A 25,064-nucleotide genomic window follows, 5' to 3' on the forward strand; every position below is an offset into this window, starting at 1 on the left:
ACATGACACAGCAGCCAGGATCCGGTTCCGGACGCAATACGCCGCGCCGCGGCGGGTCGACCGGGCGCCCATCCGACGCTGCCCGCGCCAGGAAGTCCGCCCCCCGTACCGGGTCGGCGCAGGGCGGCGGACGCTCCGGTGAGGGCCGTCCCTTCCAGGAGCGTTCCGACCGGGGCGGACGTCCGGGTGAGGGCCGCCCCTCCAGGGACGACACCCGCTCCTCCGGAGGCCGCCCCTCCAGGGACGACACCCGCTCCTCCGGAGGCCGCCCCTCCGGCGCGGGCGACCGCCGCGAATCGACTGATCGTCGCGAATCCGCCGACGGACGCGCCCGGTCTGCCGCGGGCCGACCCTCCGCAGGCACCCCCTCGAGCCGCTTCGGGACGAAGGCAGGAGGGCGTGCAGGCAGCAAGCCCGGCCGCCCCGGCGCCGCGACCGGCGGACGCCCGGGCGAGCCGAAGAGTGCTGCGCGCCAGAAGCCTGCCGGCGCCAAGCCCTTCGGGCGCGAGCGTTTCGGGCAGAACCTCGGACCGGTGCGCGCAGCCAGGCCCAAGCGCTCCGGCCGTCCCGCCGACGAGATCGACGTGCACAACCCGGAGGGCGTGCGCCTGCAGAAGGTCATGGCCCTCGCCGGCGTCGCCTCGCGCCGTGTCTGCGAGGAGATGATCCTCGACGGCCGCGTCGAGGTGGACGGCACCGTCGTCACCGAACTCGGGGTCCGTGTCGACGCCGCGCAGGTCGCCATCCACGTGGACGGCATCCGCCTGCAGCTCGACGAGAACCTCAAGTACTACGTCTTCAACAAGCCCCGCGGCGTCGTCTCCACCATGGAGGACCCCGAGGGCCGTCCGTGCATCAGCGACTTCCTGAAGAACAAGAACAAGAACGAGCGGCTGTTCCACGTAGGCCGCCTGGACGCCGAGACCGAGGGCCTGCTCCTGCTCACGAACGACGGCGAACTCACCAACCGCCTCACCCACCCCTCCTACGAGGTCCCGAAGACCTACCTCGTGCAGGTCCGGGGCCCGATGGGTCAGGGCATCGGAGCGCAGATGAAGGCGGGCATCGAACTCGAGGACGGCGTCGCGAAGGTCGACTCCTTCAAGCTCGTCGACTCGACGCCCGGCCACATCCTCGTCGAGGTCGTCCTGCACTCGGGCCGCAACCGTGTGGTCCGCCGGCTCTTCGACGCGGTCGGCCACCCCGTGGAGCGACTCGTCCGCACCCAGCTCGGCCCCATCCGCGTGGGCGACCAGCGCCAGGGCAGCATCCGCGTCCTCGGACGCCAGGAGGTCGGGCACCTGCTGGCATCGGTGGGCCTCTAGACCATGACCATCCGCACGGAGCAGGGCACGCACCTCGCCGGACCGGTCCTCGTCGTCGGGGCCGGCCTGCTGGGTGCCAGCATCGGGCTGGGCCTGCGCGCCCGCGGGCTCGACGTCGTCCTGTCCGACAGCTCGCCCTCCACCGAGGCCGTCGCCCGGGACATCGGGGCCGGTCGGCTCCTCGCGGAGTCGCAGGCCGCGGGGGAGCGGCTGGCCCCGGAACTCGTCGTCGTCGCGACTCCTCCCGACGTCACCGCGCGGGTCGTGGCGGCCGCGCTCCGGGACTACCCCGACGCCGTCGTCCTGGACATCTGCAGCGTGAAGGAAGCGATCCTGCGCGAGCTCGAAGCGACGCCGGACGCCGCAGCGCACCTCTCACGGTACGTGGGGACGCACCCGATGGCCGGCCGCGAGACGTCCGGGCCCGTCGCGGCCCGCGCGGAGCTGTTCACCGGTGCGCCCTGGGTGCTCTGCGGCGCCGAGAGTTCCGCCGAGGCCGTCCTGTGCGCCGAACGGCTCGCCGTCGACCTCGGGGCCGTGCCGGCGAGGATGACCGTCGAGGAGCACGACCAGGCCGTGGCGCTCATCTCCCACCTCCCGCAGGTGGTGTCCTCGCTCGTGGCGAGCAGGCTTCAGGACTCGCCCGTCCGGGCGCTCTCGCTCGCGGGCAACGGGTTGCGGGACGTGACGCGCATCGCGGCGAGCGACCCCCGCCTGTGGGTGCAGATCCTCTCCGCCAACGCCGGCCGTCTCGTCGAGATCCTGTACGGCGTCCGTGAGGACCTGAACCGCCTGATCAGTACCCTCGAGGATCCGACGGGCGGCGGCTCACGCCTCGACATGGCCCAGCTGATGTCCGAGGGGAACGCGGGCCAGGCACGCGTGCCCGGGAAGCACGGCACGCCGCCGAACTCCTTCGCACGCCTGACGGTGCTCGTCGACGACGTGCCCGGGCAGATCGCGAAGCTCCTGACCGAGATCGGCCTCATCGGCATCAATGTCGAGGATTTCCGCCTCGAACACTCTCCCGGCCGTGAAGTGGGCCTCGCCGAACTCTCGGTGATCCCCGGCAAGCGACTAGAACTGACGGAGTCCCTCACGCAGCGGGGCTGGAAGGTAGTGCAGTGATGCAGGTTTCAGCAGTCCAGGCGCCCATCGCGCCCGGGCCGGAGGGCGAGTCCGCGCCGTCCAGTCCGTATTCGGGTTTCCGGCTCGGGAAGTCCCTCGTCGTCGCGATCGACGGTCCCTCGGGCTCCGGCAAGTCGAGCGTCAGTCGGGAAGTGGCACGGCGGCTCCGCGCCGCGTACCTCGACACCGGGGCGATGTACCGTGCCGTCACGCTCCACTGCGTCGCGCAGGGGATCGACCTCGAGAACGGTGCCGCGGTCGAGGCGGCGGCGCGGGACATCGAGCTGTTCATCAGCACCAGTCCGGACCACGAGTCCGTGACCATCGCCGGTGACGACGTCACGGCCGCCATCCGGAAGCCCGAGGTCTCGTCGGCGGTGAGCGCCGTCGCGACGACCATGGGGGCCAGGGCCGAGCTGATCCGGCGCCAGCGCGCGCTGATCGCCGGTGCAGGCCACCGCATCGTCGCCGAGGGGCGGGACATCACCACCGTCGTCGCCCCCGACGCCGAGGTGCGCATCCTCCTCACCGCGAGCGAAGAGGCGCGTCTGCGTCGCCGTGGGGACCAGCTCGGCGGCACCCAGACCGACGCCCAGCTGAAGCGGCAGGTCACCGACCGGGACGCCCGGGACTCGACCGTCGTCGACTTCCACCAGGCGGCGGACGGGGTCGTCACCCTCGACTCCTCGGACCTCGACTTCGAACAGACCGTGGACGCGGTCCTCGGCATCGTGCGCACGGTGGCGCACTGACCGTCCCGCGACGGACCACCGCCAGACCTCGGGCGCGAGCCCACCAGGATTGCCGTCGGGAGACGGCGAACACCAACCGAAGGAATACCAGATGAGCGAGAACCTTTCGCCGGACGAGCAGGGCCCCGGAGCCGACGAGGACTACGAGCCGAGCGGCGAGGACCAGGTCGGCGCACTGCTCGACACCCTCGACGACGCCGAGGCGGAGCAGCGCGCCGCCTCCCTCCGTGCGGGCCTCGAGGACTACGAGCTCGACGACGAGGACGCCGCGCTCCTGGACCGCCGGCACGAGGACTTCGACGAGGAGGCGGAGGGCCGGCTCAACCCCGTGCTCGCCATCGTCGGCCGCCCGAACGTCGGCAAGTCCACGCTCGTCAACCGCATCCTGGGACGCCGTGAGGCCGTCGTCGAGGACACGCCCGGCGTGACCCGCGACCGCGTCTCCTACCCGGCCCAGTGGTCCGGGCGGAACTTCACCCTCGTCGACACGGGCGGGTGGGAGCAGGACGCCAAGGGCATCGCCGCGCGCGTCGCCGACCAGGCGGAGATCGCCGTCGACATGGCGGACGCCGTCCTGTTCGTCGTCGACGCCACCGTCGGCGCCACCGCGACCGACGAGGCCGTGGTGCGCATGCTGCGGCGCAAGAACAGGCCCGTGATCCTCGTGGCCAACAAGGTGGACGACATCCAGAACGAGGCCGACGCCTCCGTGCTGTGGGGGCTCGGCTTCGGGCAGCCCTGGCCGGTGTCCGCGCTGCACGGCCGCGGCACCGCCGACATGCTCGACCAGGTCAACGAGATCCTGCCGGAGTTCTCCGAGCACGGCGGCATCGAACGCTCGGGCGGGCCCCGCCGCATCGCGCTGATCGGTCGGCCCAACGTGGGCAAGTCCTCGCTGCTGAACAAGCTCGCAGGATCCGACCGCGTCGTCGTCGACCCGCTCGCCGGGACCACGCGGGACCCCGTGGACGAGATGATCGAGCTCGGTGGGCGCACCTGGCGTTTCGTCGACACCGCGGGCATCCGCCGCCGCGTCCACATGCAGCAGGGCGCCGACTTCTACGCCTCCCTGCGCACCCAGTCCGCGCTGGAGAAGGCCGAGGTCGCCGTCGTGCTCCTCGCCGTGGACGAGGTGCTCAGTGAGCAGGACATCCGCATCCTGAACCTGGCCATCGAGTCCGGCCGCGCGATCGTGCTGGCCTTCAACAAGTGGGACCTGCTCGACGACGAACGCCGCCGCTACCTCGAGCGCGAGATCGACCAGGACCTGGCCCACGTGGACTGGGCCCCGCGCGTGAACATCTCGGCGCTCACCGGCTGGCACAAGGACCGCCTCGTTCCCGCCCTCGACGTCGCCCTCGAGTCCTGGGACCGCCGTATCCCCACAGGCCGCCTCAACGCGTTCCTCGGGGAACTCGTGGCCGCCCACCCTCACCCCGTGCGCGGCGGCAAGCAGCCCCGCATCCTCTTCGGCACCCAGGCCTCGAGCCGCCCGCCGAGGTTCGTGCTGTTCACCACGGGCTTCCTGGACCCCGGCTACCGCCGTTTCATCACGCGCCGCCTGCGGGAGACGTTCGGCTTCGAGGGCACGCCCATCGAGGTCAGCATGCGCGTCCGCGAGAAGCGCAGCCGCAAGCGCTGACCCCCTCCGCCGGTGTGCGGTTCCGCTGCCGGATGCTGTAGTGTTATCCGAGTGGTTTGGCCTGCTGGACGGGCCGTTCGGGATGTGGCGCAGCTTGGTAGCGCACTTGACTGGGGGTCAAGGGGTCGCAGGTTCAAATCCTGTCATCCCGACCATATGATGTCCTCCGACATCGGCCACGGAACGCCTTCCTTCGGGAGGGCGTTTCGTGTTTCCCGGCTCTTCCACGGGACTCTCGGCCCTAGGCGGGTCCGGCGGCGCGGGCGAGGATCGACGGGTGAACAGCGATCAGCCGCCCGCCGTCGCCGGAGGAGTCCGACCGGACGAGGCCTCCGCCCACACAATCGCTACGCCGTCGGGTCGACGGCCGGGTCCGGGTCTCCTCCAGGACGACACGGGGGGCACCCCTCCGTTGCGTCCGGGGGCCGCATACGGTCTGTCCGCCGCGCTGGGGGCGGCGACACTGCTCGCCGCCTCCGCGTCCTTCTTCGTCCCCGGGGTGCTGGAGGGGCCCGCCGTGACGCGGGGAAACCTTCGCGGAACGGCACTCGTGCTGATGGTCCTCGCCGTCCCGCTGCTCTTCGCCTCGATGTCCTTCGCGGCGAGGAACTCCGCCCGGGCCCTCGTGGTGTGGCTGGGGGTGGTGGCCTACATCATCTACCAGGCCGTGCTGTTCCTGTTCGGTACTCCCTTCAACAGCCTGTTCCTCGTCTACGTGCCCATGCTGTCGCTCGCACTCTGGTCCGCGGCGGCCCTGATGCGGCAGATCGATCTGGGGGAGTTCAGTGCCCGCTTCGACGAACGCCTGCCCGCACGCGGCATCGCGACGTACGCGTTCGTCATCGCAGCCCTCAACGCGCTGGTCTGGTTGCGGACGATCGTCCCCGCAATGCTCAGCGATGCCCCGCACGCATTCCTCGACGGGTCGGGCATGACGACCAACCCCGTCTTCGTCCAGGATCTGGCCGTCTGGCTTCCGCTCCTGATGGTCGCCGCGTGGTGGCTGTGGAAGGCTCGCCCGCTCGGTCGGCTCATCGTCGGTGCGCTGCTCGTCCTGCTGGTGGTCGAGGGCATCGGCGTGGCCACCGACCAGTGGTTCGGTGCGGTCGCGGACCCCGATACGCCGTTCGCGTCGATGGCCGCGGTCCCCCTGTTCGCAGCTCTGGCCGTGATCGGCATGGTGCCGCTGCTCGTGTACCTCCGCCATCTGGAGGCGGGTGGCGGGGAGGCCTCCCGGTCCACGCGGTGACCCTGACCCCGGCCGGGGAGCGGCTGGCTGCGGTCGACGAGGCCAATCTCGTCCTGGACCACGCCGGGCAGGCCAACGTGTTCCTCGTCGCCGGATCTCGATCATCACCTCCGGCTCGTGGACGCCGTGACGGGACCGGCCGGGCTCGCAGGGGGCGGTGGCGATCGTGCAGCGCCCGTGTCCGTCCCGGTGGCGCTGCAGCGTCGGGGACCATCGGGCAACCACGTCGGTGTCATGCTCGTGCACCTGCCGCTCGGCGAGCCCGATCCGGTGGAGCGCCTGCGCCTCGTCGCCGCCCGGACCCGCACCGAGAAGGTGCGGCACGGCAGCAGGGCACGCTCGAGTCCATGCGCGGGCCGCTCGGTGCGCGGGTCCTGCGCTGCAGTGTCCACTTCGACGCGACGGGCGTCCCCGGAGCCGTGTTCGCACGAGGCATGGGGGAGGAGTTCGAACACCGCACCGGGCGTCCTGCGACCGACCGCCCCGGCTGAGCAGCATTGCCCGACGCCGGATCACTCCCGGCGGGACGCCACCGGGACGAGCGACAGTGCCCAGTCGCGGGCGCGCTGCTGTTCTCCCCGGAGGAGATGACTGCCGGAATCGACGAGGAAGTCCTGGTGGGCGTCGAGGACGAGATCCCTGCGGTGGAGCTGTCGCCGGATCACGGCCGTGGCATCGCCGGCGAAGATGCGCGGGATGTCCGCACGCGTCGAGAACGCCGCGAAGCGCGGCTCCGAAGCTGCCAGGGTCATGCGCTCGAGCCACTCCCGAATGCCGGGCTCCAGGGCATCCGCCTCGAGCATGAGGCCCCGGGTCGGGTCGTCGGCCCAGGTGGCTGCCTCCTGCCGTGACGACGGTTGCGGGAGGGTGTGTGCGTGGGTCGGCGCACCGATGACGACGAGGTCGTACCCGGACAGCTGCACCGGGGCCTCGGCGGCGGTCGACACCGCGACGCCCCCGGTGGACCGGAGGGCGTCGGCGACGGCCTCGGCGATCATCCGGGTGCTGCCGAACATCGATTCGTACACGACCAGTGTGTTCATCTCCCGCACCTTTCCTCGGTCTGCGCAGAACAGTCTGCGCCGGCGGCCGGGACCCCAGAAGGGTCCAACGTCCCGTCGCAGCACCGATCGGGTGACCCGATGCCCTGCCTGCAGGCTCCGCCCGGGCACGATGAGAGGCGCGTCACGGTGTCGCGCGTTGTGCCTATACTCGACCAGTACTTGTACCGGGCGGCGCCCCGCGCCGCCGCCGCTCCAGCCCGCGTCCGAAAGGCAACCATGAGCAACATCCCAGACGGCCTCTACTACACCGCGGAGCACGAGTGGATCAGTGAGCCGGCTGTCGACGGCACGGTCCGGGTCGGCATCACCGACTTCGCGCAGGACGCCCTGGGGGATGTCGTCTACGTACAGATGCCCGAGCCCGGGACGGGGGTGACCGGCTCGGACGTCATCGGCGAGGTCGAGTCCACCAAGAGCGTCAGCGACATCTACGCCCCGGTGACGGGTGAGATCGTGGCGCGCAACGAGGCCCTCGACGACGACCCCTCCCTGATCAACTCCGACCCCTACGGTGAAGGCTGGCTGCTCGAGATCAAGGTCGCGGACCCCGGGGTGGTCCAGGGCCTGCTGAGTTCAGCCGACTACTCGCAGCAGGTAGGCTAGATCCACCTCGCAAAGGCAGGGACGGTATGGTCGGCGTCACGCCGGGCCACCGTGCAGTAGGTGGAGGAAAGACCATGGTGCCCGACGTGAATCCAGCCGGAAACGGAGAAGAGCCGAACATGACGTCTCCTGAGACAACGACCATCGGTCTGCCCCCGCAGGTCGAGGTGACCGAACTGGAACGGCATCTGACGCGCGAGGAGCAGGCATCCGTCGCGGCCCTGCCCGCGGGCTCGGCCCTGCTGATCGCCCACTCCGGCCCCAACGCCGGTGCACGGTTCCTGCTGGACGAGGACGTCACGAAGGCCGGCCGCCACCCCAACGCCGACATCTTCCTCGACGACGTGACGGTCTCACGCCAGCACGCCGAGTTCCGCCGTACCGAGAACGGGTTCATGGTCGTGGACACGCGCAGCCTCAACGGGACGTACGTCAACAACGACCGCGTGGACAGTGTGGCACTGCGCAACGGCAACGAGGTGCAGATCGGCAAGTTCCGCCTGACCTTCTACGCGGCGCGTACCGTTTCGGGCCGGGGCGGCCGACACACGACAGCGCAGGCGTAGTCCGCTCCATGCCCGTCTCCCAACCCGCCCGGCATCCGGCCGGCGTCGTCCCCGGTTCCTCCGGCAGCGGTGTCCGCAACATCGGCGAGGTACTGCGTGAGCTGGCCGAGGAGTTCCCCCAGGTCACGGCGTCGAAGATCCGGTTCCTCGAGGAGAAGGGCCTGATCTCCCCGCAGCGCACACGGGCCGGGTACCGGAAATACGCGTCGCACGACGTCGAGCGCCTCCGGTTCGTGCTGGCCCTCCAGCGCGACCAGTACCTGCCCCTCAAGGTGATCAAGGACTACGTCGACGCCATCGATCGCGGTGAGCGTCCGGAGTCCCTGCCCGGCGGGATGACCCTCGCGCCGCGCGTCGTCTCCGACCAGCTCTCCCGCGAACTGCAGGGGCACGCGCGGCGCCTCACCGCGGAGACACTGGCCGCGGAAGCGGGAGCGCCGCGCCGGCTGGTCGACGACCTCGTGAGCTTCGGCCTGATCACGGCCGTCGACAACCGTTTCGACGAGCACGCCCTGAAGATCACGAAGGCCTGCGTGCAGCTCGAGGGCCACGGCATCGAGCCCCGCCACCTGCGGCCCTTCCGTGCCGCCGCGGACCGCGAGCTGGGGCTCGTCGAGACCGTCGTCGCCCCCATGGCCTCGCGCAGGGATGTAGCCTCGAAGGCACGCGCAGCGGAGACCGCACGCGAGATCAGCGAACTCTGCCTCGGCCTCCACAGTGCCCTGGTGCACAGCCACATCGCCCGGATGGACAGTTAGGCGGCTTCCCGTGATCGAAGTAGAAGTGGTCGGCGTGCGGATCGAGCTGCCGTCCAACCAGCCGCTGGTCCTCCTGCGCGAGAGCGCCGGGGAGCGGCACCTGCCCATCTGGATCGGTGCCCCCGAGGCCAGCGCCATCGCCTTCGTGCAGCAGGGGATCGTCCCGCCGCGGCCAATGACGCACGACCTGCTCGTCGACGTCGTCACCGCCGTGGGGAAGCAGATCACCGAAGTGCGCATCACCTCGGTGCAGGACACCGTCTACCACGCGGAGCTCGTCTTCGATGACGGGGTGACGGTCGGTTCGCGGGCGTCGGACGCCCTGGCCATCGCGCTGCGCGTGCCCTGCCCCATCTTCTGCGCGGACGAGGTGCTGGCCGTGGCCGGCGTCGAGATCGCCGAGGCGGACGCCGAGGAGCCGGGGGACGGCGGGACGGAGGAGACGGCCGAGAAGGAGGTCCTCCAGTTCCGGGAGTTCCTCGCGGACGTGGAGCCCGAGGACTTCGAACGGTGAGTTCCCGGACCGCGGAACCGGCTGCTCCGGCGGCGTTCCGCGGGCCGCCGACGACACGGTGATTCTTGAGGCGCATCGTCTTTGACCTTGCCCCTTCCGCGATCTAACGTCGAAGAATACAGTTCCCATTGCGTGCGTGGTGGACCCGGGGCACAGTTGAGTGCACATGCCGGGGTTCCGCCTGATCAGCAGGTGTCCCGGGGAACCCGACGAGGAGGCAGCACGTGAGTCCGAAGGGTGACGCCGGCAAGGCAGCCAGCCCATCAGGCACCGGTGTCCCAGCGAGCGCCCAGGGCCTGCTGTTCACGGAAGACCTCCCCGTCCTCGACGAGGACGCGGGCTATCGCGGCCCCACCGCCTGCAAGGCGGCCGGCATCACCTACCGCCAGCTGGACTACTGGGCGCGGACCGGGCTCGTCGAACCGGCGGTCCGCGGTGCATCCGGCTCCGGCACCCAGCGTCTGTACGGCTTCCGTGACATCCTCGTCCTCAAGGTGGTCAAGCGCCTGCTGGACACCGGGGTGTCGCTCCAGCAGATCCGGACCGCCGTCGAGCACCTCCGCGAGCGCGGGGTCGAGGACCTCGCCCAGATCACCCTCATGAGCGATGGCGCGAGCGTCTACGAATGCACCTCCGCGGACGAGGTCATCGACCTCGTGCAGGGCGGACAGGGAGTCTTCGGGATCGCCGTCGGCCGCGTCTGGCGCGAGGTCGAGGGAAGCCTCGCGGCCCTGCCCAGCGAGCACGCGGTGGACCAGGACTTCCCGGGCGACGAACTCAGCAAGCGCCGCGCCACCCGCAGGATCAGCTGACGCCCCCGGCGCCGTCGCCCCCGGCGCCGTTGCGCTGAGGCACCCTGCCGAGCACCTACCTCCGAGCGGTCCGGCTGCGCATCCTGTCCGGGTCCACGACGTTCGTGAGCAAGTCGTCGAAGTAGCCCGCCGCCTGCTGTGCGGACTCGCCGGGCCAGTGGTGCACGGCGTGGGCGGCACCCTGGATCTGCTGCCAGTTGGCCTGCTCCGGCATGGTGGGGCTCAGGACCAGGTCGCCGAACATCTGCCGCATCTCGCCGAGGCGGAACGCGTGCTCGTGGGACGACTCGCGGACCCGGTTCGCGAGGATGCCGGCGGTCGTCAGGTTCGGCGCGAATTCGCGGCGGAACAGCTCGAGGGCGCGCATCGTGCGCTCCGTACCCGCCACGGAGAACAGGCCCGGTTCGGCGACGAGGAGCACCTTGTTGCTAGCGGTCCACGCCATGCGCGTGAGCCCGTTCAGCGACGGCGGGCAGTCGATCAGGACGAGGCTGTAGCCCTCGACCCGGGACAGGAGGGAGGACAGGCGCCGCTGGTCGCGGCGTCCGAGGTCCGGCCGGTCGTAGATGCCCGAATGGGCCGACCCCATCGCGACGTCGAGCGTGGACGCCCGGGCGCCCGGCTGCTGCGCGGCGGTCGCCACCCAGCCACTGGGGACGGTGTGGGCGCCGAGGTCGCCGCGCCGCGCGTTCTTCAGCAGGCGCCCGATGTCGGTCTGCCCCGACGGTCTGACGCCCAGTCCGGTGGTCGCATCGGCGTGCGGATCGAGATCGACGACGAGCGTCGGGATGCCGGCCGCCAGTGCGGCCGAAGCCAGCCCCAGGGTCATCGACGTCTTGCCCACGCCGCCTTTGAGGCTGCTGATACTCACTACCTGCACGTGTCGAACCCATACCTATCCCTGACCGCGACAGGCGGCCCGATGTCCTTGTGATCCCAGTCCATCATAGAGTGGCGCGGCCTTCCGCCCGGACCCGTGGGGGTCGCCCGTCCACATAGCGGCACCGCCATGGGCCGGCGCTGCCCCACGGGTAGGATCGAGCCACCGTGAAGAACCCGACCGGCAAGGATGCAGGAGTGCGATGTTCTCGAAGATTCTGGTAGCTAACCGCGGCGAGATCGCCATCCGGGCCTTTCGGGCCGGGCACGAAGTAGGGGCGAAGACCGTCGCGGTCTTCCCGCAGGAGGATAGGAACTCCATCCACCGCCAGAAAGCCGACGAGGCGTACCTCATCGGCGAGGAGGGCCACCCGGTCCGGGCTTACCTGGACATCGAGGAGATCATCCGCGTGGCCCGGGAGTCCGGCTGCGACGCCATCTATCCCGGGTACGGGTTCCTGTCCGAGAATCCCGGCCTCGCCCGGGCCGCGGCAGAGGCGGGGATCACGTTCGTGGGACCGCCCGCCGACGTGCTGGAGCTCGCCGGGAACAAGGTCAAGGCCCTGGACGCCGCCCGCGCGGCCGGCATCCCCGTCCTCGCATCGTCCCGCCCGAGCGCCGACGTCGCCGAGCTGATCGCCGCGGCCGAGGAGATCGGGTTCCCCGTGTTCGCGAAGGCGGTCGCCGGTGGCGGCGGTCGCGGGATGCGCCGCGTGGACACGCCCGAGGCGCTGCCCGAGGCGCTGGAGGCCGCGATGCGCGAGGCCGAGTCGGCCTTCGGGGACCCCACCATGTTCCTCGAGCAGGCGGTCCTCCGCCCACGCCACATCGAGGTGCAGATCCTCGCGGACGCAACAGGCAACGTGATGCACCTCTTCGAGCGCGACTGCTCCCTGCAGCGACGGCACCAGAAGGTCATCGAGATCGCGCCCGCTCCGAACCTCGACGAGTCGATCCGTCAAGCGCTGCACCGCGACGCCGTGAAGTTCGCGACCGCGCTGGGCTACGTGAACGCCGGCACGGTCGAGTTCCTCGTGGACACGGTCGGGGAGCGGGCGGGCCGGCACGTGTTCATCGAGATGAACCCGCGCATCCAGGTCGAACACACGGTCACCGAGGAGGTGACCGACGTCGACCTCGTCCAGTCCCAGCTGCGGATCGCCGCGGGGGAGACCCTCGCCGACCTCGGCCTGAGCCAGGACACCGTGACCCTGCGCGGCGCCGCCCTGCAGAGCCGCATCACCACGGAGGATCCCGCGAACGGGTTCCGCCCCGACGTCGGCAGGATCTCCGCCTACCGGTCCGCCGGCGGCGCCGGGGTGAGGCTCGACGGCGGCACCGTCTACGCGGGTGCAGAGATCAGCCCGCACTTCGACTCGATGCTCGTCAAGCTCACCTGCCGGGGCCGGGACTACCCCTCGGCCGTCACCCGGGCGCGGCGGGCCCTGGCGGAGTTCCGCGTCCGTGGCGTGTCGACGAACATCTCCTTCCTGCAGGCCGTCCTGGACGACCCGGACTTCATCGCGGGCAACGTGGCGACGTCGTTCATCGACGAACGCCCCGAGCTCCTGACGGCGCGGGTGCCCGCCGACCGCGGCACCAAGCTCCTCACCTGGCTCGCCGACGTGACCGTCAACCAGCCCAACGGCGCCCGGCCGGCGCACCTCGACCCCCGGGAGAAGCTGCCACAGCTCCCCGAGGACCGGCGCGGCGCCGACGCGGACGCCCCGCCGGCCGGGAGCCGGCAGCGGCTGCTCGAGCTCGGTCCGGAGGGCTTCGCGAAGGCGCTGCGCGAGCAGACCGCCGTCGCGGTCACGGACACCACGTTCCGGGACGCCCACCAGTCCCTGCTCGCCACCCGCGTCCGGACCCGCGACCTCGTCGCCGCCGGGGCGAGCGTCTCCCGGCTGGCCCCGGAGCTGCTGTCCGTGGAGGCATGGGGTGGGGCCACCTACGACGTCGCGCTCCGCTTCCTCGGCGAGGACCCGTGGGAGCGCCTGGACGCGCTGCGCCGCGAGGTGCCGAACATCTGCCTGCAGATGCTGCTGCGCGGGCGGAACACCGTCGGCTACACGCCGTACCCCGAGGCGGTGACGACGGCGTTCGTCCAGGAGGCCGCCGCATCCGGCATCGACATCTTCCGCATCTTCGACGCCCTCAACGACGTGACGCAGATGGAGCCCGCGATCCGGGCGGTCCGGGAGACCGGGACGGCCGTCGCGGAAGTAGCCCTCTGCTACACCTCCGACATGCTCGACCCGGCCGAGAGGCTCTACACGCTCGAGTACTACCTCGACCTCGCGCAGAAAATGGTCGACGCCGGCGCGCACGTCCTGGCCATCAAGGACATGGCCGGTCTGCTCCGCCCGGCCGCTGCCGCGCAGCTCGTGACCGCCCTGCGGGAACGCTTCGACCTTCCCGTCCACCTCCACACCCACGACACCGCCGGCGGCCAGCTCGCCACGCTCCTCGCGGCCGTGGACGCAGGGGTCGACGCCGTCGACGTCGCCAGCGCCGCCCTGGCCGGCACCACCAGCCAGCCCTCGGCCTCCGCGCTCGTCGCAGCCCTGGCGCACACGCCCCGGGACACCGGCCTGGACCTCGACGCGGTCTGCTCCCTGGAACCGTACTGGGAGGCCGTGCGCCGGATGTACGCGCCGTTCGAGTCCGGGCTGCCCGGGCCCACCGGCCGCGTCTACCGCCACGAGATCCCCGGCGGGCAGCTGTCCAACCTGAAGCAGCAGGCCATCGCGCTCGGGCTGGGCGAGCGGTTCGAGGCGATCGAGGACATGTACACCGCGGCGGACCGCATCCTCGGCAGGCTCGTGAAAGTGACACCGTCCTCCAAGGTGGTGGGGGACCTCGCCCTGGCCCTGGTGGGCAGGGACGCCGACCCCGCGGAGTTCGAGGAGAACCCGCAGGCCTTCGACATCCCGGACTCGGTCATCGGGTTCCTCAACGGGGAGCTCGGCAACCCGCCCGGCGGCTGGCCGGAACCCTTCCGCACCAAGGCCCTGCAGGGCCGCGAGTTCAAGCCGCGCGACGTCGAGCTCACCGCCGACGACGAGGCGAAACTCGCCGGCTCCCCGTCGGAACGCCGGTCCGCGCTGAACACGCTCCTGTTCGCCGGACCGACGAAGGACTTCCGGGCCACGCGCGACACCTACGGGGACGTCTCCCTCCTCGGCACGGCCGACTACCTCTACGGACTCCAGCCCAACACCGAGCACGTCATCGAGCTCGAGAAGGGCGTCCGGCTCATCGCCACCCTCGAGGCGGTCTCGGAGCCCGACGAGAAGGGCATGCGGACCGTCATGTGCACGCTCAACGGCCAGATGAGGCCGGTCAGCGTGCGTGACAGGAGCGTCCACAGCGACGTCGCGGCGGCCGAGAAGGCGGACCCGGGAACCCCGGGCCAGATCGGCGCTCCGTTCGCGGGGTCCGTGACCGTCACCCGCGCCGAGGGCGACACCGTCGAGGCCGGGGACACGGTCGCCACCATCGAGGCCATGAAGATGGAGGCCAGCATCACCACACCCGTGGCCGGCACCGTCCAGCGCGTCGCCCTCGCAGGACCCGCGCCCGCACAGGGCGGCGATCTCCTGCTCGTGGTCTCGGCGTCCTGACCGGGGGCCGCGGGTCGCGGTGGAGCCCGCGGCCCGCGGTCCCGCCCGGCCCCGGCCGTGACCGCCGCTAGACTGCGGGTGTGACCCACTACGACCTCGCGATCATCGGCTCCGGCTCGGGCAACACGCTCATCTCCCCGGAATGGGACGACCGCAAGGTGGTGCTCGTCGAGGGCGGGACCTTCGGCGGTACGTGCCTCAACGTGGGCTGCATCCCCACCAAGATGTTCGTGTACCCCGCCGGGCTGGCCTCGGCGCCGGCGGAGTCCTCGCGCCTCGGTGTGGACCTCACCCTGGACGGGGTGCGCTGGCAGGACATCCGCGACCGCGTCTTCACCCGGATCGACGCCATCTCGAGGGGAGGGAGGACGTACCGGGCGGAGGAGCTCGCGAATGTCACCCTCATCGAGGAGTACGTCCGGCTGACGGGGGAGAAGTCCTTCGAGACGCCGGGCGGGGACGTCGTCACCGCGGATCAGCTGGTCCTGGCCGCCGGTTCGCGCGCCACGCTCCCGGACATCCCGGGCATCACCCTGCCCCAGGTGCATACCTCGGACTCCGTGATGCGCCTCGACGAGCAGCCGCGGCGCCTGCTCGTCATCGGCGGAGGCTACATCGCGGCGGAGTTCGCGCACGTGTTCGGCTCGTTCGGGACCCGCGTGACCCTCGCGGTCCGGTCCGACGGCATGCTGCGCCACCTCGACCACACCGTGTCGGAGTCCTTCACCGAGCAGGCCGCGAGCCGGTGGGACCTGCGGCTGAACACCGATGTCACCGGCCTCGCCGCCAACGCCGACGGCAGCGTCACCGCCCGGCTCGACGGGCCGGCCGGGGTCGCCGACCTCGAGGTGGACGCCGTGCTCGTGGCGATCGGCCGCACGCCGAACACCGACCGCCTGGGGGCGTCGGAAGCCGGGCTCGACGTGCACGCCGACGGGCGCCTCGCCGTCGACGAGTTCCAGCGCGTCCTGCGCAACGGGACGCCGGTGGAAGGACTCTGGTCCCTCGGCGACGTGAGCAGCCCCTACCAGCTCAAGCACGTCGCGAACCATGAGGCGAAGATCGTCGCCCACAACCTGCTGCATCCCGAGGCGCTGCGGGCGAGGGACCACCGGTTCGTGCCCGCCGCGGTGTTCTCCCACCCGCAGGCGGCGACCGTCGGCATGACGGAGGCAGAGGCCCTCGCGTACGCCGAGACCCAGGGCACGGCCGTCGTGACGGCCGTCCAGCACTACGGCTCGACCGCGTACGGGTGGGCGATGGAGGACTCGCCCGGTTTCGTCAAGATCATCGCCGAGCAGCACTCGGGCCGGATCCTCGGCGCCCACATCCTCGGCCATGAGGCATCGATGATCATCCAACCGGTCATCCAGGCGATGTCCTTCGGACTGGACGCGCACACGATGGCGCGGGGCCAGTACTGGATCCACCCGGCCCTCACCGAAGTGGTCGAGAACGCGCTGCTGAACCTCAGGGTCGACTGACCCGGCGGTCCCGCCCGCCGGGGCGGGACCTCGGTCCGGTCAGACGGCGGCCTTGCTGTAGATGGACTCCACGACGTCCGAGTAGTCCTTGAGGACCTGGGCCCGCTTGATCTTCAGGGACGGCGTCAGATGCCCGGTGGTCTCGGTGAAGTCGGTCGTGACGATCCGGAACTCCTTGATGGCCTCCGCCCGCGAGACGGTCGAGTTCGCCTGGTCCACGAGGGCCTGGATCTCCGCGAGGACCTTCGGGTGTTCGGCGGCCTCCGCCGTGGTGGTGCCGGCCGGCAGCTGGTGCCGGTCCAGCCAGCCCGGGAGGGCTTCCTCGTCGATCGTGACGAGGGCGGAGATGAAGGGCCGGCCGTCGCCGACGACGACGCACTGGGAGACCAGCGCGTTGGCGCGGATCGCGTCCTCCAGCATCGCCGGGATCACGTTCTTCCCGCTGGCCGTCACGATGATCTCCTTCTTCCGGCCCGTGATGCGCAGGAAGCCGTCGTCGTCGAGCTCGCCGATGTCGCCGGTGCGGAACCACCCATCCAGGAAGGCCTCGGCGGTCAGGTCCGGGCGGTTGTAGTAGCCCTTCATGACGCAGACGCCCTTGGCGAGGATCTCGCCGTCGTCCGCGATCTTCACCGCGTTGCCCGGGAGGGGTGCACCCACGGTCCCGATCTTGATGCGCTTGGGCGTGTTCACCGTGATGGGAGCGGTGGTCTCCGTCAGCCCGTACCCCTCGAGCACCATGAGTCCGATGCCGTGGAAGAAGTGCCCGAGCCGGTCCCCGAGGGGGGCCCCGCCGGACACCGCGTGCTCGACCCGGCCGCCCATGGCCGCGCGGATCTTGCCGTAGAGCAGGCGGTCGAAGACGGCATGCTTGACCTTGAGGGTCAGCGGGACCTTCCCCGCCTGGTCGGCCTTCGACCAGGCGATGGCCACATCGGCCCCCGCGTGGAAGATCTTGCCCTTGCCGCCGTCCTCGGCCTTGAGCATCGAGTTGTTGTAGACCTTCTCGAAGACGCGCGGCACGGCCAGGATGAACGTGGGCCGGTAGCTCTGCAGGTCGGGGAGCAGGTTCTTGACGTCGGGCGTGTGCGCCACCGTGGCGCCCGCCGCCACGCACAGGACCGAGATGAAACGGGCGAAGACGTGGGCGAGGGGGAGGAACATGATGGTCTGCCCACCCTCGCGTGCCACCTCCGGGAGGGCCGCGGCGGCGTTCTCCGACAGTTCGACGAAGTTCCCGTGCGTCAGTTCGCAACCCTTGGGCTTGCCCGTGGTGCCCGAGGTGTAGATGACCGTGGCGACGTCGTCCAACCCGGCGTACGCCCGGCGGTCGGACAGCATCTGCTCGTCCGTGCCCACCCCGGCCGTCCGCAGTGTGTCCAGGCCGTCGCCGTCGAACTGCCAGACGTGCTGCAGTGATCCGATGCCTTCCAGGGCCACGGCCTCACGGACCACGCCCTCGTGGCGTGCGGACTCGACGAAGGCCCCGACCGCGCCCGAATCGCTGAGGATCCAGGCGACCTGCGCGGGGGACGAGGTCTCGTAGACGGGGACGGACACCGCGCCGGCGAACCAGATCGCGAAGTCGGCCAGCGACCACTCGTACCGCGTGCGGGCCATGATGGCCACGCGGTCCCCGGCCTGGACGCCGGAGGCGATCAGGCCCTTCGCGACGTCCTCGACCTGGCGGCGGAACTCGGTGGCCGAGATGTTCTCCCACTCGCCCGAGGGTCCCTTGACGGCGAACAGGGCCGGGTTCGACGGCTTGGTCGCCTGCCGGACCACGAGATCCGTGGTGTTCGTCCGGCGGGGGACGTCGACAAGGACGGGGACGCTGATGTCGCGCACGATAGCTCCTTTGATATCACCCCACGATGAGGTGGTTTCACCCTATATGGTTACCTGTCCGAAACGCCCTCCAGTAATGTACGAATCGGTAACGGGTGCGCGCGCGTCCGCCATGACGAGGAGGACCGCATGCCGATCATGCCCGAGCCGGGAACCCCCCGTGCCCGGCGGCTGCGCTCCGGGACGGGCCTCCCGTGGAGCGGCCCCGGACCGATGGCCGCCCGGCCGGCCCGCACCGCCTTCCCCAATCCCGCCCGCCGCGGCCTGTCGGTCGGGGTGGACATCGGCGGCACCAAGATCGCCGCCGGCGTGGTCGACATCCACGGGCGGATCCTTGCCGAGGCGCGCAGGCCCACACCCGGCCAGGACGCGCGTGCCGTCGAGGCGGCCGTCACCGACCTCGTCCGCGAACTGTCGAGGGAATACCGCGTCCGCTCGGTCGGGATCGGGGCGGCGGGCTGGATGGACCTGTCCAACAGCACCGTGCTGTTCAGCCCGCATCTTGCATGGCGCAACGAGCCGGTGCGGCGCAACCTGGAGAGGCTGCTCCGGCGGCGCGTGACGGTGGTGAACGACGCCGACGCCGCCGCGTGGGCCGAGTGGCGGTTCGGCGCGGGGCGCGGGGAGTCCCGCCTGGTCTGCGTGACTCTCGGGACCGGCATCGGCGGGGCCATGATCATGGGCGGGCGCGTCGAGCGTGGCCGGTACGGTGTCGCGGGCGAGTTCGGCCACCAGATCATCGTCCCGCAGGGGCAGCGCTGCGAATGCGGCAATCGTGGGTGCTGGGAACAGTACGCCTCGGGCAACGCGCTGGGACGCGAGGCACGTGAGCTGGCTGCGGCGCAATCGCCCGTGGCGCAGGGCATCATCGACGCCGCGGCGGCCGACGGCGGCGCGATCACCGGGGCCCTCGTCACCCGGCTCGCCATGGAGGGGGACCCGACGTCCCGGGAACTCGTCGACGACGTCGGCCAGTGGCTGGGGCTGGGACTGGCCAACCTGGCGGCCGCCCTCGACCCCGGCACGTTCGTGATCGGCGGCGGGCTGAGCGCGGCGGGGGACCTCCTCCTGGAGCCGGCCCGGCGTGCCTTCGGAAGGAACCTGACCGGTCGGGGCTTCCGGCCCGTGGCGCGGATCGAGCGGGCGGCGCTGGGACCGGCCGCAGGGCTCATCGGAGCCGCGGACCTCTCCCGGCTGCTCTCACGCAGCGGCACCTGAGGCAGCGGGGCGGACGGGCAGGGCCGCCAGACGACGCCTGCGAGCGTCAGACCTCGGCGCCGTCGTCCCCCACGTCCCGCTGGTTGGGCAATCTGGTGACCAGGTATCCGGCGCCCGCGAGGAAGATCGCGAGCAGGCCGAGGGTCACGGCCATCGGGGCCGTCCGCCAGAACATGGCGATGAGGAACAGCATGATCGGTCCGCCTGCGGCGCCGATCCAGGCGAGGACCGTGAGCGGGTCACCCGATCCGAGCGGCGGCGGGTCCTCCGGCGTGAACCCCTCGTCCTCGTCGGGGTCGTCCGGCGCCGCGTAGTCGCGCGGTCCCGTGGAGCGGAGGGGCTGGTTGCGGAAGATGGCCTCCGCCCGTTCGCGACTGGTGGTCCCGGTGGCGTCACCCGGGACGTCATCCGCCGCACGGACGGCATCATGTGCGCCGTCGTGAGCGCCGCGGGAGGGTGGCTGCTCCTGGCCGTGGGGATCGTCCGGTCGGGGCGCGGGCGCTCCGTCGATCCGCGCGCGGAGCGGCGCGGCGGGGGAATCGGGATCGGTGGGCGTGCCTTCCAGCCGCGCCACGAGGTCCTGCCAGACGGCGTCATCCGTGGATTCGTTCGGTTCCTGCCCTCGGGGGCCCATACTTTGCTACCTGCCGTCGCGTGCTGCGGCCAGGGTTCGGAGGATCTCCGCCCGGCATCTTCGGACATCAGTGGGCGTGCTCGTTCAATCGTGGACACCCTACGGCCCTACGTCAACCGATTCCCAGCGTGTCGGTACTGCCCGGCCACGGGTTCGTGACGCCGTCCGTCACGCCGGCACCCTTAGAGTAGGCTTCCAGAGGAAAAAGCGGGCGGCATTGCCGAGTGCCGCACCGTCCATCCAGGGAGGCTGGCAGCGTGTTCTATTGGGTGATGAAGCGGATCATCGTCGGTCCGATCCTCAACCTCCTCTTCCGGCCGTGGGTCAAGGGACTCGACAACGTCCCCACCTCGGGACCGGCCGTGATCGTCAGCAACCACCTGTCGTTCTCCGACTCGATCTTCCTCCCGATCGTCGTTCCCCGCCCCGTCGTCTTCCTCGCGAAATCCGAGTACTTCACGGGCAAGGGCGTCAAGGGCCGGCTGACGGCGCTCTTCTTCCGGCTGTCCAACCAGCTGCCCATGGACCGCTCGGGCGGGGCGGCGTCGTCCTCCTCGCTGAGCGCCGGGATGGACATCCTGAACGACGGCGGCGTCCTCGGCATCTACCCCGAGGGGACCCGCAGCCCCGACGGGCGCCTCTACCGGGGCAAGACGGGCGTCGCGAAGCTGGTCCTCGCCACCGGCGTGCCGGTGATCCCGGTGGCGATGATCGGCACGGACAAGGTGCAGCCCATCGGCCGCCGCATCCCCAACATCCGCCGTGTCGGCATCATCATCGGCGAGCCCCTCGACTTCTCCCGCTACGAGGGGCTCGAGGACGATCGCTTCGTCCAGCGGTCCGTCACCGACGAGATCATGTACGAACTGATGCGCCTGTCCGGGCAGGAGTACGTCGACGCGTATGCCAGTACCGTCAAGGAGCGGCTCGCCGCGGAGAAGGCCGCCGGCCGGAAGGCGCCCAGGCCCGGCGCCGACACCCGGAGGGCCGCCGTGCGGATCGGCACCGAGGGCGGCACCCCCGCACCGGGCGCCGTCACCGAGGTCGGCCGTGCATCCTCGGATGCGCAGGGCAAGGCCGACGAGGGCCAGGACGCCCCGGGCGACGGGACGACCGGCCCGGCCTAGCGCGTCGGCAGGTCAGCGCAGGTCGGCGCAGGCGCGGCACCGGAGCCTCCGCGGAGGCGCCCCTGCATGAGGTGTCCCTCTGTGACACCGCGCGCGGCTGCCATGACATGCCGAATCGGGCCGTGGTCGCCCAGCCAGTAGAATTCGGGTGTGACCGATTCTCTAGCTCCCGTCCTCCCGCGTACCGCGGATCCCGCTTCGTCCACCCTTGCCGGCCTCGATGCCTGGCGTTCGATGACCGCAGCGCAGCAGCCCTCGTGGCAGGACCCGGGAGTCTATTCGGCATCGGTCAAGGAACTCTCCAGCCTCCCGCCCCTCGTCTTCGCCGGGGAGGTGGACGTGCTGCGTGAGCGGCTCGCCGCGGCTGCCCAGGGCAAGGCCTTCCTGCTGCAGGGCGGCGACTGCGCGGAGACGTTCGACGGTGCGACGGCCGACAAGATCAGTGCCCGTGTCCGCACGATCCTGCAGATGGCCGTCGTCCTGACCTACGGCGCCTCCCTGCCGGTCATCAAGATGGGGCGCATGGCCGGCCAGTTCGCCAAGCCGCGCTCCTCCAACGACGAGACGCGTGACGGCATCACCCTGCCGGCCTACCGGGGGGACATGGTGAACGGCTACGACTTCACCCCGGAGAGCCGCGGGCACGATGCCTCCCGGATGGTGAAGGCCTACCACACGTCGGCGTCGACCCTGAATCTGATCCGGGCCTTCACGCAGGGCGGATTCGCGGACCTCCGGCTGGTCCACCACTGGAACAAGGGCTTCATGGCCAATCCGGCGCACTCCCGCTACGAGTCGCTCGCCCGGGAGATCGATCGCGCCGTCCGTTTCATGGACGCGTGCGGCACCGACTTCGAAGCCCTGAAGCGCGTCGAGTTCTTCGCCAGCCACGAGGCCCTGCTCCTCGACTACGAACGGGCGCTGACACGGATCGACTCCCGCACCTCCCTCCCGTACGACACCTCCGCGCACTTCCTGTGGATCGGGGAGCGCACTCGCGAGATCGACGGCGCACATGTGGACTTCCTGTCGCGGGTGCGGAACCCGATCGGCGTCAAGCTCGGTCCGTCGACGTCGGGGGACGACGCCCTCGCGCTCATCGACAAGCTCGACCCGAACCGCGAACCGGGCAGGCTCACGTTCATCACGCGTATGGGCGCCCGGAACATCCGCGAGAAGCTGCCGCAGCTCGTGGAGCGCGTCACCGACTCGGGTGCGCAGGTCCTCTGGGTCACCGATCCGATGCACGGCAACACGGTGACCTCGCCCAACGGCTACAAGACACGCAACTTCGACGACGTCATCGACGAGGTGCGCGGGTTCTTCGAGGTGCACAACTCCCTGGGCACGTTCCCGGGCGGGCTGCACGTCGAGATGACCGGCGACGACGTCGCCGAGTGCCTGGGCGGCGCCGACCCGATCGACCAGGAGGCCTTCCTCGAGCGGTACGAGTCCGTGTGCGATCCCCGCCTGAACCACATGCAGTCACTCGAGATGGCGTTCCTCGTCGCGGGGGCGCTCTCGAAGAGCTGATGTCCCGACGCACGTCGACACCGGAGGCGGCCACCCTGGTGGCCGCCTCCGGCGTTCGTGGGGGAGCCGGGCCTCAGGTGACCGTGATGCGGATGACGGTGCCCTCGGGCTGTTCGCCCGAAGGTCTCTGCCCGGCGACCAGACCGAGGACCGGGCTGCCGAAGGTGTAGTCGACCTGCACCTCGAAGCCGGCCGCTTCCAGGGCGGCCACGGCACGCTCCTCCGACAGCGAGAAGACGCTGGGGACCTGCACCAGGCGCGGACCGCGGGAGATGGTGAGTGTGACGCCGGTCCCGCGCTGGACGTCGGTGCCGGAAGGGCTCTGGCCCACGACGGCGCCCTCCGGCACCGTCCGGCTGTACTCGCGGGTCCCGTCCACGACCGGCATGAGTCCCGCCTCCTCGAGGGCGGCCACAGCGTCCTCCTCGGCGAGACCGACGACGTCGGGGACGGCGATCGGCGCGGGGCCGAGGGACATCACGAGATCCACGACGGAACCGCGCCGGCGCTCGGCGCCCTGCTCCGGGTCCTGCCGCAGGATCACGCCGGCCGGCACGCTCTCGCTGTACTCCTGGCCCAGCGCGCCGACGGCGAGTCCGGCGGCTTCGAGCTCGGCCGCGGCCTCGTCCTGCGTCCGGCCGCCGAGGTCGGGCACGGCGAACAGCTCGGGCCCCCTGGAGACGAGGAGGTCCACGCGCTCGAAGCGCCGGACCTCGGTGTTCGCGGCGGGCTCCGTGCCGATCACCAGGCCGGGGAGGACCTCCTCGCTGAAGGCCTCCTCCGTGGACACGGACACGAGCCCCTCGTCCTCGAGGACGGCCCGCGCCTCCCCGAGCGGGACGTTCGCGACGTCGGGCAGGGTGACGACCCCGGCCGGCCCGGCACCGAAGACCCAGCCCAGCCCCGCGACCAGGCCCGCGAGGAGGATCAGCAGGGCCACGAGCAGCCGCACGGAACGCCGCCCGGTCCGCCCGCGCAGGGTCTTCTGCGGACGCTGCGCCTCCCGCGCCTGCTGCCGCTTCGACAGCGGGCGGGCGGTGCGTCCGCCGGGACCGCCCGCCGCGGCGGCCGTGCTGCCCGACCGCTCCTTCTCCACGGGCGGTGCGAGCGGGCCCGACGCCGGCGGGACGGCGGGCATCGCTCCGATCACCCGGGTCGCGCTGCGGTCCCTGCCGATGACGCTGGTGCGGTGGTCCTCGCTCGCCCCGCCGGGCAGGACCTCCGTGCGGCCGGTCCCGGCGGCGTCGTCGGGCCCGGCAGCCCACGCGGACCGGGCCAGGGCCACGGTCCGGGCGCCGTCGTCCGGGAGCTGCGGGACGACGGCGACGGTGAGCTGATCCTGCTCCGGGACGGCGTGGGGTGCGTCCTCGGGTGCGAAGTCCAGTTCCTCGTCGGTGAGCGTCGCGCGGATGTGACGGAGCTCGCCGAGCAGCGCCGACCCGTCCACCGGGCGGTCCTCGGGATCCCTGGAGGTGCACCACTGCACCAGCTCGTCGATGTCCGCGGCCAGGCCGGGAAGGAACCGGGACGGCGCCGGCACGTCCGCCTGCGCGTGCTGGATGGCGACCTGGATGGGGGTGTCGCCCGTGAAGGGCTGCCGCCCGGTGAGGAGTTCGAAGAGCATCACGCCCGTCGAATAGATGTCGCTCTGGGCTTCGGCGGGCCGGCCGAGGACGAGCTCGGGGGACAGGTAGGCGACGGTGCCCACGAGGGTCGCCGTGCCCGTGGTCGCCGACACGGCGCGGGCGAGCCCGAAGTCGGCGATCTTCACCTGGCCCGTCTCGGAGAGGAGGACGTTCTCCGGCTTCACGTCGCGGTGGATCAGGCCTGCGTCATGGGCGGCGGCCAGCCCCTCGACGACCGCGTCCAGCAGGTCCAGCGCATGGCGGGGTGTGAGCCGGCCGTGCTCGCGCAGGACGTCCCGCAGGGTGCGGCCCTGGACGAACTCCATGACCAGGTAGGCGACGTCCTGCCCGTCGACGTCGTCCACGCCCTGGTCCAGCACGCCCACGACGTGCGGGTGGGACAACCGGGCCGCGGATTTCGCCTCCTGCTCGAAGCGGTCGATGAAGCCGGCCTCCTCGGCCAGGTGCGGGTACAGGACCTTGAGCGCCACGCGCCGGTCCAGGCGGCGGTCGGTGGCGAGGTAGACGGTGGACATGCCCCCGCGGGCCAACCGCGAATGGACGACGTAGCGCCCGTCGACAGTTGCTCCCTCGAGGGGGTCCTTCCGTTGCTGGTGCACCCTTCGATACTAAACGGGAGCAGCGAAAAGGGGGTGGGACCACACGGCCCCACCCCC

Annotated in this window: 21 protein-coding genes and 1 tRNA gene; 17 read left to right on the forward strand and 5 right to left on the reverse strand. The window is 71.1% G+C overall.

Annotated features, from left to right (window positions below; all coding sequences use genetic code 11):
- Positions 1 to 2: 2 nt before the first annotated feature.
- The 7 genes from AC4D2F_RS00110 (at position 3) to AC4D2F_RS00140 (ending at position 6,587) form a co-directional block, all read left to right on the forward strand.
- Positions 3 to 1,325, forward strand: coding sequence for a pseudouridine synthase (locus tag AC4D2F_RS00110; RefSeq protein ID WP_490909032.1), 1,323 nt, complete (start codon positions 3 to 5; stop codon positions 1,323 to 1,325).
- 3 nt (positions 1,326 to 1,328) lie between these two features.
- Positions 1,329 to 2,453, forward strand: a complete 1,125-nt coding sequence (locus AC4D2F_RS00115; RefSeq protein WP_490909033.1) for a prephenate dehydrogenase — start codon at positions 1,329 to 1,331, stop codon at positions 2,451 to 2,453.
- Entirely contained in the window at positions 2,453 to 3,205 is a 753-nt protein-coding gene (gene cmk / locus AC4D2F_RS00120; protein ID WP_490909034.1) for a (d)CMP kinase, read from the forward strand. The genes AC4D2F_RS00115 and cmk overlap by 1 nt, the downstream gene beginning before the upstream one ends.
- A 91-nt stretch (positions 3,206 to 3,296) precedes the next feature.
- Positions 3,297 to 4,847, forward strand: a complete 1,551-nt coding sequence (der, locus tag AC4D2F_RS00125) for a ribosome biogenesis GTPase Der (RefSeq protein WP_104164206.1) — start codon at positions 3,297 to 3,299, stop codon at positions 4,845 to 4,847.
- Positions 4,848 to 4,925: 78 nt separating this feature from the next.
- Positions 4,926 to 5,002, forward strand: a tRNA-Pro gene (locus AC4D2F_RS00130).
- A gap of 122 nt (positions 5,003 to 5,124) precedes the next feature.
- On the forward strand, positions 5,125 to 6,096 hold the full coding sequence (locus AC4D2F_RS00135) for a hypothetical protein (RefSeq protein ID WP_490909035.1): 972 nt from the start codon (positions 5,125 to 5,127) through the stop codon (positions 6,094 to 6,096).
- Positions 6,097 to 6,443: 347 nt separating this feature from the next.
- Positions 6,444 to 6,587 carry a hypothetical protein gene (locus AC4D2F_RS00140; RefSeq protein WP_490910549.1) on the forward strand — a complete coding sequence of 48 codons (144 nt, stop codon included), beginning with the start codon at positions 6,444 to 6,446 and terminating at the stop codon, positions 6,585 to 6,587.
- Positions 6,588 to 6,608: 21 nt separating this feature from the next.
- Here the strand turns inward: AC4D2F_RS00140 and AC4D2F_RS00145 are convergent, their stop codons facing one another.
- Positions 6,609 to 7,139 (reverse strand): flavodoxin family protein, encoded by a 531-nt coding sequence (locus AC4D2F_RS00145; protein ID WP_490909036.1) that lies wholly within the window; start codon positions 7,137 to 7,139, stop codon positions 6,609 to 6,611.
- 237 nt (positions 7,140 to 7,376) lie between these two features.
- On the opposite strand from AC4D2F_RS00145, the gene gcvH reads away from it, so the two are divergent.
- The 5 genes from gcvH (at position 7,377) to AC4D2F_RS00170 (ending at position 10,413) form a co-directional block, all read left to right on the forward strand.
- Positions 7,377 to 7,763 carry a glycine cleavage system protein GcvH gene (gcvH, locus tag AC4D2F_RS00150; protein ID WP_490909037.1) on the forward strand — a complete coding sequence of 129 codons (387 nt, stop codon included), beginning with the start codon at positions 7,377 to 7,379 and terminating at the stop codon, positions 7,761 to 7,763.
- Between the two features lie 74 nt (positions 7,764 to 7,837).
- Positions 7,838 to 8,329 carry an FHA domain-containing protein gene (locus AC4D2F_RS00155; protein ID WP_104164214.1) on the forward strand — a complete coding sequence of 164 codons (492 nt, stop codon included), beginning with the start codon at positions 7,838 to 7,840 and terminating at the stop codon, positions 8,327 to 8,329.
- Between the two features lie 8 nt (positions 8,330 to 8,337).
- Positions 8,338 to 9,087, forward strand: coding sequence for a transcriptional regulator FtsR (ftsR, locus tag AC4D2F_RS00160; RefSeq protein ID WP_490909038.1), 750 nt, complete (start codon positions 8,338 to 8,340; stop codon positions 9,085 to 9,087).
- A gap of 10 nt (positions 9,088 to 9,097) precedes the next feature.
- A complete protein-coding gene (locus AC4D2F_RS00165; protein WP_104164217.1) occupies positions 9,098 to 9,601 on the forward strand; it encodes a bifunctional nuclease family protein in 504 nt (167 codons plus the stop codon).
- A 224-nt stretch (positions 9,602 to 9,825) separates the two neighbouring features.
- Positions 9,826 to 10,413, forward strand: a complete 588-nt coding sequence (locus tag AC4D2F_RS00170; protein ID WP_490909040.1) for a MerR family transcriptional regulator — start codon at positions 9,826 to 9,828, stop codon at positions 10,411 to 10,413.
- Between the two features lie 55 nt (positions 10,414 to 10,468).
- Here AC4D2F_RS00170 and AC4D2F_RS00175 read toward each other — a convergent pair whose 3' ends face one another.
- The gene (locus AC4D2F_RS00175; RefSeq protein ID WP_104164221.1) at positions 10,469 to 11,293 is read right to left on the reverse strand and encodes a ParA family protein; all 825 of its coding nucleotides are present in this window, start codon (positions 11,291 to 11,293) and stop codon (positions 10,469 to 10,471) included.
- A 202-nt stretch (positions 11,294 to 11,495) separates the two neighbouring features.
- Here AC4D2F_RS00175 and AC4D2F_RS00180 point away from each other — a divergent pair, with 202 nt between their 5' ends.
- Both AC4D2F_RS00180 and AC4D2F_RS00185 read left to right on the forward strand, forming a co-directional pair.
- The gene (locus AC4D2F_RS00180; protein ID WP_490909041.1) at positions 11,496 to 14,918 is read left to right on the forward strand and encodes a pyruvate carboxylase; all 3,423 of its coding nucleotides are present in this window, start codon (positions 11,496 to 11,498) and stop codon (positions 14,916 to 14,918) included.
- Positions 14,919 to 14,998: 80 nt separating this feature from the next.
- Complete coding sequence (locus tag AC4D2F_RS00185; protein ID WP_490909042.1) at positions 14,999 to 16,402, forward strand: mycothione reductase; 1,404 nt, start codon at positions 14,999 to 15,001, stop codon at positions 16,400 to 16,402.
- Between the two features lie 39 nt (positions 16,403 to 16,441).
- Here AC4D2F_RS00185 and AC4D2F_RS00190 read toward each other — a convergent pair whose 3' ends face one another.
- The gene (locus tag AC4D2F_RS00190) at positions 16,442 to 18,250 is read right to left on the reverse strand and encodes an AMP-dependent synthetase/ligase (RefSeq protein WP_104164227.1); all 1,809 of its coding nucleotides are present in this window, start codon (positions 18,248 to 18,250) and stop codon (positions 16,442 to 16,444) included.
- Positions 18,251 to 18,463: 213 nt separating this feature from the next.
- On the opposite strand from AC4D2F_RS00190, the gene AC4D2F_RS00195 reads away from it, so the two are divergent.
- Complete coding sequence (locus AC4D2F_RS00195; protein ID WP_104166543.1) at positions 18,464 to 19,468, forward strand: ROK family glucokinase; 1,005 nt, start codon at positions 18,464 to 18,466, stop codon at positions 19,466 to 19,468.
- A gap of 46 nt (positions 19,469 to 19,514) precedes the next feature.
- Here the strand turns inward: AC4D2F_RS00195 and AC4D2F_RS00200 are convergent, their stop codons facing one another.
- A complete protein-coding gene (locus tag AC4D2F_RS00200) occupies positions 19,515 to 20,102 on the reverse strand; it encodes a hypothetical protein (protein WP_104164229.1) in 588 nt (195 codons plus the stop codon).
- A 257-nt stretch (positions 20,103 to 20,359) separates the two neighbouring features.
- Between AC4D2F_RS00200 and AC4D2F_RS00205 the strand changes: the two genes are divergently transcribed.
- Both AC4D2F_RS00205 and AC4D2F_RS00210 read left to right on the forward strand, forming a co-directional pair.
- The gene (locus AC4D2F_RS00205) at positions 20,360 to 21,229 is read left to right on the forward strand and encodes a lysophospholipid acyltransferase family protein (RefSeq protein WP_490909043.1); all 870 of its coding nucleotides are present in this window, start codon (positions 20,360 to 20,362) and stop codon (positions 21,227 to 21,229) included.
- Positions 21,230 to 21,379: 150 nt separating this feature from the next.
- Complete coding sequence (locus AC4D2F_RS00210; RefSeq protein WP_258069602.1) at positions 21,380 to 22,762, forward strand: class II 3-deoxy-7-phosphoheptulonate synthase; 1,383 nt, start codon at positions 21,380 to 21,382, stop codon at positions 22,760 to 22,762.
- A gap of 73 nt (positions 22,763 to 22,835) precedes the next feature.
- On the opposite strand, the gene pknB is transcribed toward AC4D2F_RS00210, so the two are convergent.
- Positions 22,836 to 25,007 (reverse strand): Stk1 family PASTA domain-containing Ser/Thr kinase, encoded by a 2,172-nt coding sequence (gene pknB / locus AC4D2F_RS00215; protein WP_490909044.1) that lies wholly within the window; start codon positions 25,005 to 25,007, stop codon positions 22,836 to 22,838.
- Positions 25,008 to 25,064 lie beyond the last annotated feature (57 nt).

It is taken from the genome of Arthrobacter sp. TJ-263 (assembly GCF_058269155.1).

Excerpts from the sequence above, each read along its gene's own strand:
- AC4D2F_RS00155 (WP_104164214.1), top strand. The coding sequence starts at position 7,838 with ATGGTGCCCGACGTGAATCCAGCCGGAAACGGAGAAGAGCCGAACATG.
- der (WP_104164206.1), top strand. The coding sequence starts at position 3,297 with ATGAGCGAGAACCTTTCGCCGGACGAGCAGGGCCCCGGAGCCGACGAG.
- AC4D2F_RS00195 (WP_104166543.1), top strand. The coding sequence starts at position 18,464 with ATGGCCGCCCGGCCGGCCCGCACCGCCTTCCCCAATCCCGCCCGCCGC.
- gcvH (WP_490909037.1), top strand. The coding sequence starts at position 7,377 with ATGAGCAACATCCCAGACGGCCTCTACTACACCGCGGAGCACGAGTGG.
- cmk (WP_490909034.1), top strand. The coding sequence starts at position 2,453 with ATGCAGGTTTCAGCAGTCCAGGCGCCCATCGCGCCCGGGCCGGAGGGC.
- AC4D2F_RS00180 (WP_490909041.1), top strand. The coding sequence starts at position 11,496 with ATGTTCTCGAAGATTCTGGTAGCTAACCGCGGCGAGATCGCCATCCGG.
- AC4D2F_RS00140 (WP_490910549.1), top strand. The coding sequence starts at position 6,444 with ATGCGCGGGCCGCTCGGTGCGCGGGTCCTGCGCTGCAGTGTCCACTTC.
- AC4D2F_RS00200 (WP_104164229.1), bottom strand. The coding sequence starts at position 20,102 with ATGGGCCCCCGAGGGCAGGAACCGAACGAATCCACGGATGACGCCGTC.
- AC4D2F_RS00115 (WP_490909033.1), top strand. The coding sequence starts at position 1,329 with ATGACCATCCGCACGGAGCAGGGCACGCACCTCGCCGGACCGGTCCTC.
- AC4D2F_RS00110 (WP_490909032.1), top strand. The coding sequence starts at position 3 with ATGACACAGCAGCCAGGATCCGGTTCCGGACGCAATACGCCGCGCCGC.
- AC4D2F_RS00145 (WP_490909036.1), bottom strand. The coding sequence starts at position 7,139 with ATGAACACACTGGTCGTGTACGAATCGATGTTCGGCAGCACCCGGATG.
- ftsR (WP_490909038.1), top strand. The coding sequence starts at position 8,338 with ATGCCCGTCTCCCAACCCGCCCGGCATCCGGCCGGCGTCGTCCCCGGT.